The sequence below is a fragment of the Amycolatopsis sp. NBC_00345 genome, from assembly GCF_036116635.1.
Classification (GTDB): Bacteria; Actinomycetota; Actinomycetes; order Mycobacteriales; family Pseudonocardiaceae; genus Amycolatopsis.
Map to the genome: position 1 here is coordinate 2,223,107 of NZ_CP107995.1, position 15,842 is coordinate 2,238,948.

11 protein-coding genes are annotated in these 15,842 nt (G+C 70.2%); 6 read left to right on the plus strand and 5 right to left on the minus strand.

The window, feature by feature from the left end:
* Positions 1–90 precede the first annotated feature (90 nt).
* Entirely contained in the window at positions 91–1,293 is a 1,203-nt protein-coding gene (locus OG943_RS09870; protein WP_328609412.1) for an MFS transporter, read from the plus strand.
* A gap of 31 nt (positions 1,294–1,324) precedes the next feature.
* On the opposite strand, the gene OG943_RS09875 is transcribed toward OG943_RS09870, so the two are convergent.
* From OG943_RS09875 to OG943_RS09885, 3 genes are read right to left on the minus strand one after another with little or no spacing between them, the layout of a single operon-like run.
* Positions 1,325–4,087, minus strand: a complete 2,763-nt coding sequence (locus tag OG943_RS09875; RefSeq protein ID WP_328609413.1) for an amino acid adenylation domain-containing protein — start codon at positions 4,085–4,087, stop codon at positions 1,325–1,327.
* A gap of 14 nt (positions 4,088–4,101) precedes the next feature.
* Positions 4,102–4,926: an SDR family oxidoreductase gene (locus OG943_RS09880; protein WP_328609414.1), complete on the minus strand. Its 825-nt coding sequence runs from the start codon at positions 4,924–4,926 to the stop codon at positions 4,102–4,104.
* Positions 4,923–5,645 carry a thioesterase II family protein gene (locus OG943_RS09885; protein ID WP_328609415.1) on the minus strand — a complete coding sequence of 241 codons (723 nt, stop codon included), beginning with the start codon at positions 5,643–5,645 and terminating at the stop codon, positions 4,923–4,925. The genes OG943_RS09880 and OG943_RS09885 overlap by 4 nt, the downstream gene beginning before the upstream one ends.
* A gap of 297 nt (positions 5,646–5,942) precedes the next feature.
* Here OG943_RS09885 and OG943_RS09895 point away from each other — a divergent pair, with 297 nt between their 5' ends.
* From OG943_RS09895 to OG943_RS09910, 4 genes are all read left to right on the plus strand, one after another.
* Entirely contained in the window at positions 5,943–8,468 is a 2,526-nt protein-coding gene (locus tag OG943_RS09895) for a beta-ketoacyl synthase N-terminal-like domain-containing protein (RefSeq protein WP_442874705.1), read from the plus strand.
* Positions 8,461–9,210 (plus strand): thioesterase II family protein, encoded by a 750-nt coding sequence (locus OG943_RS09900; RefSeq protein WP_328609416.1) that lies wholly within the window; start codon positions 8,461–8,463, stop codon positions 9,208–9,210. Before OG943_RS09895 ends, OG943_RS09900 begins: the two co-directional genes overlap by 8 nt.
* Positions 9,211–9,285: 75 nt before the next feature.
* A complete protein-coding gene (locus tag OG943_RS09905) occupies positions 9,286–10,527 on the plus strand; it encodes a condensation domain-containing protein (protein WP_328609417.1) in 1,242 nt (413 codons plus the stop codon).
* Positions 10,514–11,281: a hypothetical protein gene (locus OG943_RS09910; protein ID WP_328609418.1), complete on the plus strand. Its 768-nt coding sequence runs from the start codon at positions 10,514–10,516 to the stop codon at positions 11,279–11,281. Before OG943_RS09905 ends, OG943_RS09910 begins: the two co-directional genes overlap by 14 nt.
* On the opposite strand, the gene OG943_RS09915 is transcribed toward OG943_RS09910, so the two are convergent.
* Positions 11,220–12,971 carry a non-ribosomal peptide synthetase gene (locus OG943_RS09915; RefSeq protein ID WP_328609419.1) on the minus strand — a complete coding sequence of 584 codons (1,752 nt, stop codon included), beginning with the start codon at positions 12,969–12,971 and terminating at the stop codon, positions 11,220–11,222. The genes OG943_RS09910 and OG943_RS09915 overlap by 62 nt on opposite strands.
* 182 nt (positions 12,972–13,153) lie before the next feature.
* On the opposite strand from OG943_RS09915, the gene OG943_RS09920 reads away from it, so the two are divergent.
* On the plus strand, positions 13,154–14,689 hold the full coding sequence (locus OG943_RS09920) for a condensation domain-containing protein (RefSeq protein ID WP_328609420.1): 1,536 nt from the start codon (positions 13,154–13,156) through the stop codon (positions 14,687–14,689).
* 8 nt (positions 14,690–14,697) lie between these two features.
* Here OG943_RS09920 and OG943_RS09925 read toward each other — a convergent pair whose 3' ends face one another.
* Positions 14,698–15,693 carry an aldo/keto reductase gene (locus OG943_RS09925; protein WP_328609421.1) on the minus strand — a complete coding sequence of 332 codons (996 nt, stop codon included), beginning with the start codon at positions 15,691–15,693 and terminating at the stop codon, positions 14,698–14,700.
* Positions 15,694–15,842 lie beyond the last annotated feature (149 nt).

Sequence of the window (15,842 nt, forward strand, 5' to 3'; positions counted from 1 at the left end):
ATCCGCGCCCTGGCGGACCCGTATTTGCTGGTATACCGTGGTTGTAGGGACAACCCTGAGCGCGTTTCCCGCCGGGGCTCAGTCCCGGACATGGGGAGCGGATCTGTGCGGACCGGGCTGGAACCTGAGGTCGAGACCACCGACAAGCGAGCTGTACGGCACGCGCTGGTGATCGCGCTGGCGAATGGGATCGGCTATCTGCCGTTCGCTTTGACCATCCCGATCCTGCCCGGCTACGTCACCGGCCGGCTGCACGGCGGCCCGGCGGAGGTCGGCGCGGTCATCGGCGGTTACGCGCTGACCGCGCTGCTCTCCCGCCCGGTGTCGGGCGCGCTGATGAACCGCCTCGGCACCCGGGCCCTGACCATCGGCGGAGCGGTGCTGACCACGCTCGCCACCGTCGGCTATCCGCTCGCCGGATCGATCACCGAGCTCATCGGCCTGCGCCTGCTGGTGGGCGTCGGCATGGGCGTGATGCTGGCCGCGACCGGGGTCTGGCCGGTGCAGCTGGTCGCCAAGGACCGGCAGAGCTGGGCGCTGGGACTGGGCGGCACCGTCAACTACGTGGCCATCGGCGTGGGCGCTCCGCTGGGCAGCTTGATCGAGCACCTGGTGGGCACGGCGACCACGTTCGTGATCGCCGGGCTGATCGCCCTGCTCGTCATCCCCCTCGCCCTGTGCGTGCCCGAGGTGCGCTTCTCCCCGGAGACGAAGACGGCGCAGGCCGGCATCGAGCGGGGCCGGGCACTGCTCGGCACCGCGCTGCCCAGCGTCGCGCTGATCTTCACCGCGTTCGGTTTCGCCGCTGTCACCAGCTTCGCGGTCGCGAAGTTCAACTCCCTCGGTATCGCCGGGGGAGCGGCCGTGGTCACCGCGTATTCCCTGACCGTGGTGCTGCTGCGCATAGCGGGCACCTGGATCCGTTGGGAGGCCACGCGGCCAGTGGTGCTCGCCGGCCTGTTCCTCGTCGAGGCTCTGGGGGTGGCGCTCGTCGGGGTGTCGGACGGCCTCGGGGTGGGGGTGATCGGCGGTGTGCTGATCGGGGTGGGCATGTGGCAGATCTACCCGGTGCTGGGCCTGTTCGTGGTGCGCTCGGTCAGCGAACGCCAGCGCGCCACGGCACTGTCGACCTTCGGGGCCTGCTTCACCGCGGGCCTCGCCGCCGGCAGTGGCTCCCTCGGGCTGGTGGCCCAGGCCACCGGGTATCAGGTGATGTTCCTCGTCTGCGCGGCCTGCGTCGGCCTGGGCCTGCTGGTGGCCGTGGCCGCGGCCCGCGTCGCCCGGATCGGCTGACGGCTCGCGGCGGACCGACCGGCGCCCGACGTCACCGGTCGGCTTCGCTGAGCTGCTGGACGAGCTCGACGAACTGCGCCGCGGTCGAATGACCGTAGAACTTCTTCGGTGACACCTTCGGCAGGTTGCGCTCCCGCATCTCGGCGAGAACCCGGACGACCAGCAGCGAGTTCCCGCCCAGGGTGAAGAAATTGTCCTGCAGGCTCACCGGGGTGTTCAGCAGCTTGCTCCAGATGCTCAGGATGTCGTCGGCGATCCCGCCGGAGGCAGGCTCCCCGGCGTCGGGTGCGCCGGCCGGCCCGGTACGGGGATCGGGCAGCCTGGACGTGTCCGGCTTCCCGTTGATCGTCAGCGGAATCTCGGCGACCTCGGTGATCGTCGCGGGCATCATGTAGTCGGGGAGCATCGTCTTGGCCTGCGCGAGCACCTGCGCGGAGGCCGTGGAAGCCGCGGCCGCCTCGAGGACGACGTAGGCGTCGATCCGGCTGCTCGCCGGGTCATCCGGCTGGTCCCGGTTGACCACGACGGCCGCGGCGGTCACCTGGGGCGCCCCCAGCAGCACCGTGCGGATCTCGTCCAGTTCGATGCGGTGCCCGCGCACCTTGACCTGGTTGTCCAGCCGGCCGAGGTGATCAAGGCGGCCGTCGGGGCGCAGCCGCCCCTTGTCTCCGCTGCGATAGATCCGTTCACCGGTCAGCTCGTCGAGGACGAACCGCTGCCCGGTCAGCTCGGGCCGGCCGAGGTAATGGCTGGCCACGCCCGCGCCGCCCACGTAGATCTCACCCGCGGGACCGGGCGGGAGGACCCGCCCCCGGTCGTCCCGGATGGACACCGACCACCCCGGCAGCGGGCGGCCGACCGAGCGTGAGCCCGCCACGACCTCCTGCGGGGTCACCGTCTGGGCGGTCACGTGCACGGTGGTCTCGGTGATGCCGAACATGTTGACCACGCGGCAATCGGTGGCCGGGTGCCGGGCGAACCAGGGCGCCAGCATGCGCACGTCGAGTGGTTCGCCGCCGAAGATGACCAATCGAAGCGCCAGGTCCCCGCGGACGCGCTGATCGTTGTGGACGAGCTGCGCGAACGCCGACGGCGTCTGGTTCAGCACCGTGACGCGCCGCTCGGCCAGCAGGGCGTAGAACTCCTCGGTATCGCGGGTGGTCCAATAGGGCACGACGACGAGGCGGCCGCCGGTGAGCAGGCAGCCCCAGATCTCCCAGACGGAGAAATCGAAGGCGCTGGAATGGAACAGCGTCCAGGTGTCGTCCGGGCCGAGGGCGAAGTCCCCGGCGGTGGCCTGCAGCAACGCGAGCACGTTGCGATGCGGCACGACCACGCCCTTGGGCGTGCCGGTGGAACCGGAGGTGTAGATCACGTAGGCGGGCTCGTCATCCCCGGCGGACGGCCGGGGTTCGGCCATCGCCTGACCGGCTCCGAGTTCCGTCAGCGCGGCGGGGGCCAGCAGCCGGATCCCGGGCACCGGGGGGAACTCCGGCGCGGACGTGATGATGACGGGCATCCCCGCGTTCTGCGCGGTGAAGCTCAGGCGCTGCGCCGGATAGCGCGGATCCATCGGCACGTACGCACAGCCCGCCTTGAGCACGCCGAGCAGGGTGACCACCAGATCGGCGTCCCGTTCCAGGCAGACCCCGATCCGGCTGCCCGGCGCGATGTCCAGCGCACCCAGGCCGGCCGCCACCGCGTCCGCCCGATCGTCCAGCTGCCGGTAGGTCAGCCGCTCGTCGCCGGCCAGCAACGCCACGGCGTCCGGCTGCTTGGCGGCCATCTCCTCGAAGGCGCGATCGATCCGCCCCCGCACGGGCGGGGTGTCACCCGCTCCGCCCGCCCGGAGAAGCGCCGCCCATTCGGTGCGTGGCAACAGTTCCAGCCCGGACACCGGCCGATCCGCTGCGTCATCCGCCAGCTGCCCGGCCAGATGCGCCACGTGCGCACAGAACCGCTGCGCGACGGAAGCGTCCACGATGCCCCGGTCGAACCGGCAGATCGCTCGTGACGAGCCCCGGTCCAGCTGGATGGTGAGCGGGAAGATCGGCGTCAGACAGGCCGTATAGCTGCCTTCCTCGAAGGCCGGGCTCAGGACGACCCCGACCGGCGGCGGCTCCTGCGGCGTGACCGGCGCCTGGTCGAACCGGCGGAGGAAGTCCTCGATCGAGCACTCCGGATGCTCGTCCACCGGGTGAACGCGGATATGTTCGCCCGCGCCGTCGTCCAGGTCCAGCACACCCAGCTCCGCTTGATTCCCAGCGCCGTATCGGCTCACGGCCAAGGCGATCGCGGGAAGGAAGAGCCGTTCGGCTTTCCCTCCAAGGCCGGTGAGATCGATTCGTGCACTGCCGACGACCCCGCTCAGCTCCGGGGCGCCCAGGCCCCACTCGAGGCCGCCGCGATACGCGAGGCCCGGCCGGGCGGCGGCGGGCCAGGGTGGCACGTCATCGCCGGACCCGTCCAGCAGCAGTCGCGCGATTCGCCGCAGCGCGGCCGGTGGGATCACCGCGCGGACGGCCACCAGCACCAGGTCCGCGGTCCCGTCGGCGTACCGCAGGGCCACGGCTCGTAACGGGGGGCCGTCCCGGTGAATCGGCCGCAGGGCCTCGGCGCGCCTCCGGTCCTCGGCCGCCGGCTCGTCCGCGCCGGCCGGCACCGAGGTCGCCCAGACCCGGACCGGATCGGGCATCGCCGCGGACAGCAGGCGCTCCGGATCCGCCGGGCCGGGGAGCCGCAGCACGAGGCTGTGGCAGCCGGCGGCGGGGTCGTCGATCATTGATGTCGTCACGGTTGACCTCTCGCTCATCGGGAGGTGAAGCCGCCGTCCACGGTCAGCACGCTGCCGGTGACCTGGCGGGACTCGTCGGCCGCGAGCCACAGCGCGGCATTCGCGATGTCGGACGGCTCGATCAGCGCGTTCATCGGCTGGTCCCGGACGAAGATCCGCTCGTGCTCGGCGACCGGGACCTCCAGCGAGCGGGCGATCTCGGCGAGCATCCGGCCCTCCAGCACCGGATCGTCCCGGACCGACCCGGGGCACAGCGCGTTCACCCGCACCCGCATCGGGGCATAGTCCAGGGCCGCGGCCTTGGTCAGTCCGATCAAGCCGTGCTTGGCCGCGACGTAACTCGCGAAATGCCGGTAGCCGACCGTGCCCGCGGTCGAGGAAACGTTGATGATGCTGCCGGATCGGCGCTGGACCATCACCGGCGCGACCGCCTTCATCATCCGCCAGGCGCCGGAGAGGTCGATGTCGAGCATGAGCGACCACTCCCGCTCGGTGATGTCGTGGGCGATCTTCCCCGACGGCGAGGCGATGCCGGCGTTGTTGACCAGCGCGTCCACCGTGCCGAACCGGTCCAGCGCCTGGTCGACCGCCAGCGCGCACTGCTGGGTGTCCCGCACGTCGGCGGCGGCGATCACGGTCGCGGCGCCCGCGCGTTCGCACAGGGCCGCGGTGTGTTCCAGCTGGCCCGATGATCCGAGCGGATAGGGCACGTCGGGGAGATCCCGTGTGATGTCCAGCAGCAGCAGGTCGGCGCCCTCGCCGGCGAACTTGAGCGCGCAGGCGCGGCCGAGGCCGCGGGCCGCGCCGGTGATGATCACGGTCTTGCCGGTCAGCCTCACTCCGGGCTCCCGGCGATCACGCGCAGCACCCCTTCCGGCTCATCGACCAGATACATATGGCCGCCGGGAAGTTCCCGGTAGGCGAACGGGCCCCGCGTCACCCCGGCCCATTGTTCGGCCTGCTCGCGGGAGACGAGCTCGTCCTGTTCGCCGCGCAGGGCGGTGATCGGCACCGAGAGCGGCTCGGTGCCGGCCGGCTGGTAGTTCTCGTGCATCTCCACGTCGGCGCGGAGCACCGGGAGCAGGACCTCGACCAGCTCGGGATCGTCGAAGGCCGCGTGCCGGTAACCGGCGAACCGCTGTACCCCGGCCAGGAACTCCTGGTCGGGCAGGCCGGTCGCTCGTTCGGCCCGTCCGTTGTGCGGCCCCGGTGATCCGCTGACGAACAGGTGACACAGCCCCGGGTGACCGATCCGCTCGAGTTCCCTGGCGATCTCGTAGGCGAGCACCGCGCCGAGGCTGTGCCCGAACAACGCGATGGTCGCGCCTTCGCCGGCGTCGGCTCGTTTCCCGAAGTCGGCCAGGATCGTAGGTGTCAGTTCGGCGACCGCGTCGGCGACCTCGGTGAACGGGTCGTCCGGGAATCGCTCCTCGCGCCCCGGCAGCTGGACCGGAAGCACAGTGACTTCCGCTATTTCCAGCTTTTCCCATTCCCGGAAGAAACCGGCACCACTGCCCGCGAAAGGCAGACAGGCGAGAAAGAGCTGCTGCGCACCCATGGACCCCCATCTTTCCTCGTCATTCACGACGAGTCCCGACTAACCCCAGTGCTACTTCGCACTCTACCTGGTGAATGGGTGGTTGTAAAGGCCGTGATCAGTAGGTGATGGGGGGCGGGCGCGTCGATGAAGCTGTTGCTTCGGGAGTCGGCGTGGTTATACTCGCCGATATGGTGGGTCACGGTCATGTCCATCGGGATGGCTGCTGGGGTTTATCGGACTGGGGGGTGTGATGGCTTCTTCATGCTGGGCGGTATTCGCTGATCACGGGAACGGGCGACGCCGGGATGTGGTGCGGTGAGCGCCCGCCAGCCCCCGGTCACCCGAACGGAGCAGATCCTCGCCGAAATTTGGTGTGACGTAGTCGAAATCGACGAGGTCGGCGTCCTTGACAACTTCTTCGAGGTCGGCGGGTACTCGATGCTCATGCAGCTGGTGCGAGAGCGGATCGCGCAGCGTATCGGTATCCGGCCGACCTTGCCCCAGCTGTTCATCCACTCCACGATCCGGTCATGCGCCGCTTTTCTTGACGGATCGGCACAAGAGGAGGAACCGCTTATAACTTCGCCGGGGCGGGCGGAAAGTGCGGATTCCGTTGATCCAGGGTCCGGCCGGCGTGATACGGACATCGCCGTCATCGGACTGGCTTGCCGTTTCCCGGACGCGGCGGATGCCGACCAGTTCTGGGGCAATCTCATATCCGGCGTGGACAGCGTCAGCCGGTTCTTACCTAAAAGCATCGCCGGTCCCGGCGGCAGTACGCGGGAGTATGTGCCCGCGGGTGGATTGCTTCGGGAACCGGAATGGTTCGACGCGGGCTATTTCGACTATACGCCGCGTGAGGCCCTGCTCATCGATCCCCAGCACCGGGTCCTGCTGGAGTGCGCGGTCGACGCGATCGAGGGGGCCGGCTACGACCCGGACCGGTTCCCCGGCCTGATCGGCATCTACGCCGGGTGCAGCCTGTCCACCTACACCGACGCCCTGCGGGCCCGGCAGCAGGAAGACGCCTCGATCACCAGCTGGGACATCCTGACCGGCACCACCAGCGACTATCTGGCCAGCCGCGTCGCCTACAAGCTGGGCCTGCGGGGACCGACCGCCAACGTGCAGGCGGCGTGCGCGACCTCGCTGTACGCCGTGCATTTCGCCGCGCGGGCCCTGCTCACCGGGGAATGCGACCTCGCGCTGGCCGGTGGCAGTTCGGTACGGGTGCCCGCCGGACTGGACAACTACCGGGTCGGCGGAATCACCTCGCCCACCGGCACGTGCCGGCCGTTCGACGCGGCCGCGGACGGGGTGATCGGTGGTCAGGGCTGCGGGATCACCGTGCTGAAGCGGCTGTCCGAGGCCATCGCCGACGGCGACCACATCCATGCCGTGCTGCGCGGTTCCGCGGTGAACAATGACGGCCGGGACCGGGCGGGGTTCACCGCGCCGGGAGTCCGAGGGCAGGTCGAGGTGGTCCGGGCTGCCCAGCGCGCCGCGGGCGTCACGCCCTCGTCGGTCACCTACGTCGAGGCACACGGCACCGGCACCCGGGTGGGCGATCCGATCGAGGTCGCCGGGCTGAACCAGGCGTTCGCCGACGGGAAGCCCCGCGAGCAGCCGTGCCTGCTCGGCTCGGTGAAGGGCAACATCGGGCACACCGACGCCGCCGCCGGCATCGCCGGCTTCATCAAGACGGTGCTCGCCGTGGAACGCGGGATCATCCCGCCGAGCCTGCACTACTCCGAGCCGAACCCGGACATCGACTTCGCGGCGGGCCCGTTCGCCGTGCCGACCGAGCCCACGCCGTGGGCGCCCGCCGGGGTATCGCGCCTGGCCGGTGTGACCGCGCGGGGGCTCGGCGGTGGCAACGCGCACGTCGTGCTGGAGCAGCCGCCGTCACCGCTGCCGAGGGCGGAGACCGTGGACGAGCAGGTGCTGGTGTTGTCCGCGCACACCGCGGCCGCCCTTGACGAGCTGACGGCGCGGCTCGCCGGGCAGCTGACCGAGCATCCCGAGCTCGAACTGCGGGATGTGGCGTGGACGCTGCAGGTCGGCAGGCGGCAGCACGGGTACCGCCGGTACGCGGTGGTGCGTGATCGGCGGGACGCATTACGGGTGCTCAGCGGGGATGCGCCCGAGCGGCTGGTCGGCGGCGACCACGCCAGAGACGGGCGGGCCGTGGCCTTGCTGGTGCCGGAGCCGGCCGACGTGGAGGCAGCGCGGCGTTGGGAGGCCCTCGGCCTGAAGCCGGACCTCACCTTGAATCCGGACTGCAGCGACGCCGAAATCCGGTCCGCTTTGGACACTCCGGGCCGGGTGTTCCTGGAGCTCGGCGGCGCACGGTTGTCCGCACGGCTGCGGGAGCATCCACAGTGGACGCGGGAGCACATCGCCATCACGGTCACCGATCCGCTGACGGCACTCGGTGAGCTGTGGCTCGCCGGGCTGCCGATCGACTGGGCCGCAGCCCACCCAGGACCGGTGAGAAGGGTGTCTCTGCCCGGCTACCCGTTCCAGAGGGAGCGTTACCTGGTGGAGGCGGGGACCGCCGCACCGCCGCCGCCATCGTCCACTCCGGACGCCGGCATGGACACGGAGCAGACGGTGTCCATGCTGTTCACCGAAATGCTCGGCCTGCCCGATGTCGGCCCGGAGGACAACTTCTTCGATCTCGGCGGGGATTCGCTGGTCGCGACCCTGCTGGTGGCCAGGATCGAGCAGTTGCTCCCGGTGGAGCTGGAGGTGCGATCGATGTATGTCGCGCCATCGGTGCGGGAGCTCGCCGCGTTGATCGAGAAGCGGATGCCCGACCCGGCGGTGCCGCGTGGCTGAAATACGGGTGATCGAGCGCCCGGCGCCGGCCACCGCTATGGCCACCCTGTACTGCTTTCCGCACGCGGGTGGTGCGGCGGGGGAGTACGCGCGGTGGTCGGAGTACCTGCCTGGCTTGCGCACGGTGGCCGTCCAGCCACCGGGCCGGGCGCACAATCTCGGGGAGCGGGCGTTCACCGCGATGCCGGAGCTGGTACGCGAGATCGTCGCGGGGGTGCGGTTCACCCCACCGTTCGCCCTGTTCGGCCACAGCCTTGGCGCGCTCGTCGCGTTCGAGGTGGCCAAAGCCCTCGGACCGGCGCCAGTACGGCTTTTCGTCTCGTCGTGCCAGCCTCCGCCCCTGCGCGGGCGGGCCGAGCCGCTGCACCGGCTGGACGATTCCGGGCTGCAGGCCGAGATCGAACGGCTCTGGGGCCCGCTTCCGGCGGCGACCAGCTCCGACGAGGAACTGCTCGCCGCCGCGCTGGCCTGCTATCGCGCGGATCTCCAGGTGCTGGAGACCTATGAGCACGCGCCCGGCTCCCGGCTGAGCTGCCCCATCACCGCCATCGCCGGGGCCGGGGAGCCGGCGGGCGGGGCGTGGATGGCGGGATGGCGGGAACACACCGAGGGAGCTTTCGAGTCGCGCACACGGCCAGGAGGTCACTTTCACACCCGGGACGACCTCGATGGCCTGGGCCGGCTGCTCAGCGACACGGTACGCACCGATCTCATCCGGGCCGAGCGAGGCGTGGCCAGATGAAACGCCGGCAATGAAACACCGGCGAATAAGACACTGGGGAATGAAACAGCGGGGAATGAAACAGCGGAGTCAGCCGTGCATCGGAGTATCACCGGGACCTATCTCAAGCATTACGCGAGCGTCCACAAGGGAGCCGATGAGCTGATGCCGCTGACCGGCGCGCAGCGGCGGTTCCACCATACGAGGTCCGCCGATCCACGCGACCGGGTCAGGATCCTGCCGGTCTTCCTGGAATTCCCGCCCGGCCTGCTGTCGGCTCACCGGCTGGAGCAGGCGACGCGGGCGGTCCTGCTGCGGCATCCGGTGCTGCGCGGGGTGGCGGACACGGCCGGCGGAGTGCCGGTACTGCGGATCGGCCCGGTTCCCGAGGGTCCGCTCGTGCAGGAAATCGTGGCCTCGGACACCGACGGCGCCGTATGGGCCGCCTTGGAGGACTGGCCCGCCGGGCGGGGTTCGTTCCGGGTGCTCCTGGCCAGGGACGACCGGCGGGATCTGCTGGCCCTCGGGTTCGACCACCTGGTCTGTGACGGCGAGTCCACCGGCCTGGTACTGGACGAGCTGGTGTCCAGTTATCAGACCGGGGCGCGGGTGCCGGATTCCGTGGCCGCCGCCGAACTGCGCCGCTACCGGGAGGTGGTGGAGCGGCGGCTGGCCAGGGAACACGAGGCGAGCGGGCCGGAGGCGCTGGCACACTGGACATCCCGGGTGCGTGACGCGGGGCCCGGCCGCTGGGGCCGGGACCGGGACGCGGGCGAACCGGGCGGGCAGGACTCGGCCTGGTTACGCCTCGCGCTGCCGGGATCGGCCACGGACCGGCCGTTCCCGGCGTTGCTGGCCGCCTGCCATACGGCGCTGGCCCGGACACCGGGAACCGCGCCGGTCGCCTACACCTGGGGCGGCCACGACGAGGCGGGTGTGGTCGGCTGCTTCATCAACACGGTGCTGGCCAACCCGCAGGGCGAAGGCGTTCGCGAGAGCTGGTGGGAGGACTTGGAATTCGTGGACACCCCGTTCGACGAAGTCGTCCGGGCCGCCAGGGCGGGTCAGGCGTCGTGGACCGGCCACCTCGATCTCGTGCTGACCTTCATCGATCGCACGCACCGCCCGGTGCCGGTGCTGGACGGCGTGCCCGGCCGGTTCAGGTACCCGCCGGGCAACCGGATCGAGGATCCGGTGATCGTCACGGCCGTCCACGACCGGGGGGAGGTGTCGCTGCGCGTCGATCACGATCCCACGATCGTGCCCGGTGCCGCCGCGACCGGAATCGCCGACGGGCTCCGTGAATCCTTTGTGGACGCCGGCCGTGTCGCGGGCTGAACTCGCCGCCCAGTCGCTGTTGATCTGCCTCGACGGGCAGTCGCCGGTCGTGGAGCTGCCCAACGGCGACAGCGTGTCGTTCGGCTGGCAGGGCGGGGAGATCACCGTCGGCACCGACCAGGCGCTGACCGCGGGCCGGATCCGGGCGTTCGGCGACTACTGGCTGATGTCGAACTGCGGCGCGAGGGGCACCTACTGCGTGGAGAACCTGGAGGGGGCCGGGGAGTACGTGAAGGTGCGGGCGGGCCGGATCGGGGTGCCGATTCCCTTCGAGCTGAGCCGAGTGACGCTGACCGTGGGCGCCGGGGGTAACAGCTTCACCGTCTATGCCCCGGAACGCCGATCCACCGCCGGGCCGGGTGACGCCGGGATTCCTTTGCTGGACGAGGAAAGCCGGTACTTCCAGGTGCTGGTCGGCCTGTGCGAGCCGAGACTGCGGGACTTCGGTGTGGCGGCGGTGCCGACCCCGGCGCAGGTCTCGGCCCGGTTGTCCGCCTCGGACCGGCCGCTCGGCCGCTCGGCGGTCAACTACCACATCGACTACCTGGCCACGAAACTCGGGATCGTGGCCCCGCGCGGGATGACCCGGGCGTGGAAGCGGGTCACGCTGGTGACGCTGGCGTTGAAGTTCGACTTGGTGCGCCCCGAGCATCTCGGTCTCATTCCCGGACCGGTTCCGGATCCCGGCGGGCTCACTCGCGCCCAGAACCACCGTACGCCGCAGGTGCCGGCGACGCCGCCTCGGCGGAGGTGACGATCTTCGTGACCGCCTCGGTGAACTCGCCCAGGGTCGTCTTTTCGAACATGACCCGCACCGGCACGCGGTGGCCCAGCTCCGCGCGGATCCGGCCGACCGCGTGCACCGCGAGCAGCGAATGCCCGCCGCGGTTGAAGAAGTCGTCGTGCTCCCGCAGTTCGATGCCGCCGAGAAGCTGGGACCACACCCGTCGCACCACCTCCGGCACCGGGCTTCCGGCGGGTGCCGGGCTGTCCGTGGTGCGCACCGTGCTTGTCGCGTGCGTGGCGCGCAAGGCCGCGAGATCCACTTTGCCCCGGTCGGTCATCGGCAACCGGTCCACGAACGTGAGCACGTTGGGCACCATGTGGCCCGGCAGCCGGTCCCGCAGATGGCCGAGGATCTCCTCGGCCGGCCGTCGGTTCCCGGTGGCCACCACGTACCCGGCGAGTGCCTGATCCTGGGGCAGGACCACACAGTCCTCGACGTCCGGGTGCGTGCGCAGCGCGGACTGCACCTCCCCGATCTCCACCCGGTGTCCGTTGAGCTGAACCTGATCGTCATCCCGGCCGAGGAACTCCAGCACGCCCGCGGCGTTCGTCCGGACCCGGTCGCCGGACCGGAATACCCGGCCCCGGTCCGGCAGCCGGACGAAACGTTCCGCCGTGCGCGCGGCGTCGCCGAGGTAGCCACGCGCGACGCAGGCACCGCCGATCAGCAGCTCCTCGTCCGGCGAGATATGCAACTCGGCCCCGGTGACGCCGAGGCCGATCGGTACCTCCGGCCCGGTGTCCGTGCCGGCGTCGAACTCGTGGTAGGTGACCGCCACGGCCGTTTCGGTCGGCCCGTACCGGTTGAACAGCCGTACGCCGGGCAGGAGTTCGGTGATGCGGCGGGCCACCGACGTCGGCAGCCGGTCCCCGCCGCTGATCAGGTACCGCAGGCCCGTGGCGTGCCGGAATTCCGGCTCGTCGAGCAGCAACCGCAGGATCGCCGGGGGGAGCCGGACCGCGGTGATCTCGTGCTCGACGAGCGCGGTGGCGATGGCGAGCGGGTCCAGATGATCGCCCTCGGCGAGTGAGACCACCGTGGCGCCCGCACGGAGTGGCCAGAAGAAGTCGGTCAGCGAGGCGTCGAACGTGTAAGGCGCCACTTGCAACAGCCGGTCGTCCGGCCCGAGCGGCAGCCGCTCGGCGAGCCAGTCCAGGTGTGGCTTGAGGTTGCGGTGCTCGACGACCACGCCCTTGGGTGTGCCGGACGATCCGGAGGTGTAGATGACGTACGCGGGATCGTCCGGGGTGCCGGCGGCGGCGGGTTCGCCCTCCCCGTTGCCGTCAACGTTGAGTGTGGGGACACGGTCGTGCCGGAACTGCGCCGCCGTCGCGTCGTGCACCAGTACTACGGCCGGTGCGCAGTCCGCGAGGATCAGGGCCAGCCGAGAGGCAGGTTCCTCCAGGCCGAGCGGCACGAACGCCGCCCCCGCCCGCAGCACACCGAGCATGGCGATCGCCATGTCGGCCCCGCGCTCCAGGAACAGCGCGACCCGCTCGCCGGGGCCGGCTCCCGCGTCGGCGAGCCGCCTCGCGAGCCGTCCCGACCGCTCGATCAACTCTTGATAGGTCAGCGGCCGTCCGGAACGGTCAAGCCAGGCCGTGGCCGCCTGCGGCTCATCGAGAACCCAGGCGTGCACCAAGCCGTTGTCCGACATCCTTTTCCCCCCGCGGGTGGATCGCTCACACCAAAGTTCGATCCGACCACAGTTCGGCGGCCGAGTCATCCTGTCGAACGTCAGGGGCGGTCGACCGGCAGCGGCGTAGTGCTCAGAACGATGTTCCGCCCGTGCCCGGACTGTGGCATAACTGAAGGATGGGGAATGGAGGCGCCACACGCATGGTGGAGGCGGAGCAGCTACGCCGGATGGCCGCCGTGTGGGAAGAGGTGCTGAAGAAGGGTGGGATCAAGCCGGATGACTCGTTTTTCACCCTGGGCGGGCAGTCCCTGATGGCCGGTGCCGTGGTGAGTGCGGCCGGGGAGCGGTTCGGGGTGCGGATCCCGATCCGGGCGCTGTTCGAGCACTCCCGGCTGGGCGAATTCACCGAGCACGTGCTGGGGCTGGCGGCGGCGACGGCACCGCGCCCGGAAGCCGTTTCCACGGATGTTCCCTTGGCGATGACCGCTTTCCAGCGGCGGATCTGGCTGGCCGAGCTGATCGATCCGGACGTGCGCAATCACGTGCCGCTCGCCTGGGAGGTAGCGGGCCGGTTGGACCCCGGCCGGCTGCGCGTGGCGCTGGGCCGGCTGGTGGCCGAGCACGAGATCCTGCGCACCCGGTTCGTCGATGACGACGACACGTTGGTCGTGCGGCTGCGGGAACCTTGGGTGCCGCCAGTGGAATTGCTCGACCTGCGGAACGCCCCCGGCGGCATGAACGACTGGCTGGACGCCTCCCTGCGCCTGCCGTTCGATCTCGAGTCCGGACAGCTGCTGCGGGCCGCTCTCGGTGATCTTGGCGACGGCCGGCAGGTGCTGCTGTTGTGCCTGCACCACCTGGTGATCGACGGGGAGTCGATTTCCGTCCTGCTCGCGGAGCTGGACCGGCACTACACCGCCCCGGGCGGGCCGCGACCGGTCGTCCAGTACCGGGAATTCGCCGCCTACGAACAAGGGCAGCGGGACAGCGACGCCCGGGACGCCGATCTGGAGTACTGGGCGTCCACATTGGAGGGAGCGTCCGCGGATACGCCGCTGCCCGCGCCGGGGCGGCCGGAGCCGAACGGGGCGTTCCGGATCCCGCTGCCCGTGGGACTACTGGATTCGCTGAACGCGGTGCAGTCCGAGCACGGCGTCAGCTGGTTCATGGTGGCCGCCACCGCGCTGGCGGTGACCCTGCACCGGTGGACCGGCCTCGACGATGTCACGTTCGGATCCCCGACGGCGAACCGGGATCAGCCCCGGTTCGCCGAACTGCTCGGCCCCTGCCTGAACACCGCGGTGCTGCGCTCCCGGGTCACCGCGGACAGCACAGTGCTGGACGCACTGCTGCGGATGCGCGGCGCGGCGCTGGGCGCGCTGGAGCACCAGACCGTCCAGTTCGACGACGTGATCACCCGGCTGAAGCCGCCCCGGCGGTTCGGGCACACCCCCTATACGAACGTCACGCTGAACATGAACCTGCTGGACCCCCACGCCGCGGTGCTGGGTGTGACGCGGCTGACGCCGGTGCTGGACGATTCGCTGCGCAGCAACAACGCCAAGTTCGGCCTGACGGTGACCGTGGCGCACCGGGACGGCGAGTTGATCGGGCTGGTGGCCTATCGCGGAGACCAGCTCGGCGCCGGCCACGCCCGGGAACTGGCCGACGAGCTGGCCGGCCTGCTGGCCCGGTTCCCGAAGGCCCTGGACGAGCCGGTCCTGCGGCCTGGCTGAGCCGGCTCTCAATGCTGGCCCGGCAACGAGGTGATGGGGTGCCCGGAGACGTTGTGCGGCTGGTACGGCTCTTCGAGGTAGGCGATCTCTTCGTCGTCGAGTTCCACGTCCAGCGCGTCGATCGCGTCTTGGAGATGGCGCATTTTGGTGGCACCGACGATGGGGGACGTGACGGTCGGCTTGGAGAGCAGCCACGCCAGCGCGAGCTGCGCCATCGGCAGCTCTCGTTTGGCGGCCAGTTGCCCGAGCCGGTCGACGATTTCGCGATCGGTGTCGCGGTAGAGCATTTTGCCGAACTCGTCGGTTTCGCTGCGGGCGCTGACGCTGTCCCATTCCCGGGCGAGCCGTCCCCTGGCCAGGGGGCTCCAGGGGATGACGCCGATGCCCTGGTCGGCGCACAGGGGCAGCATTTCCCGCTCTTCTTCGCGGTAGATCAGGTTGTAGTGGTTCTGCATGGTGGTGAACCGGGTCCAGCCGTTCCGCTCGGCGACGTGCTGGGCTTTGGCGAACTCCCAGGCCCACATCGACGACGCGCCGATGTGCAGTGCCTTGCCCGCCGTCACCACGTCGTGCAGCGCCTGCATGGTGGTCTCGATCGGCGTCGCCGGGTCCCACCGGTGAATCTGGTAAAGGTCGACGTAGTCGGTGCCGAGCCGGCGCAGGCTGTTGTCGATCTCGGCCATGATCGCCTTGCGGGACAGCCCCACGCCGTTGGGCCCGGGCCGCGTTCGCCCGTGCACCTTGGTCGCCAGCACGATCTCTTCGCGGTGACCGTATTCGCGGAGTATCTGCCCGACGATCTGCTCGCTGGTCCCGGCGGAGTAGACGTTGGCGGTGTCCACGAAGTTCACGCCGGACTCCAGGGCGTGCACCATCATCGGCCGTGCTTGGTCGAGGTCAAGGGTCCAGCTGTGGACGCCGTGTCCGGGCGCGCCGAAACTCAGCGCCCCCAGGCAAATCGGCGACACGTCCAGACCGGTCGAGCCAAGCTTGACGTACTTCAAGGTGTTCCTCCTTGATCGGACCAGTGGCGGAACGGCAAACACTTGATTTTGGCAAGGGCGCTGACTTCCTCGCAAGGGTTGGTGAAAGACAATCGGGTGAAAGAGGAGTGTGGGGCAGGGGCTACGGCGCTGGGACTGCGTCTCGCGTG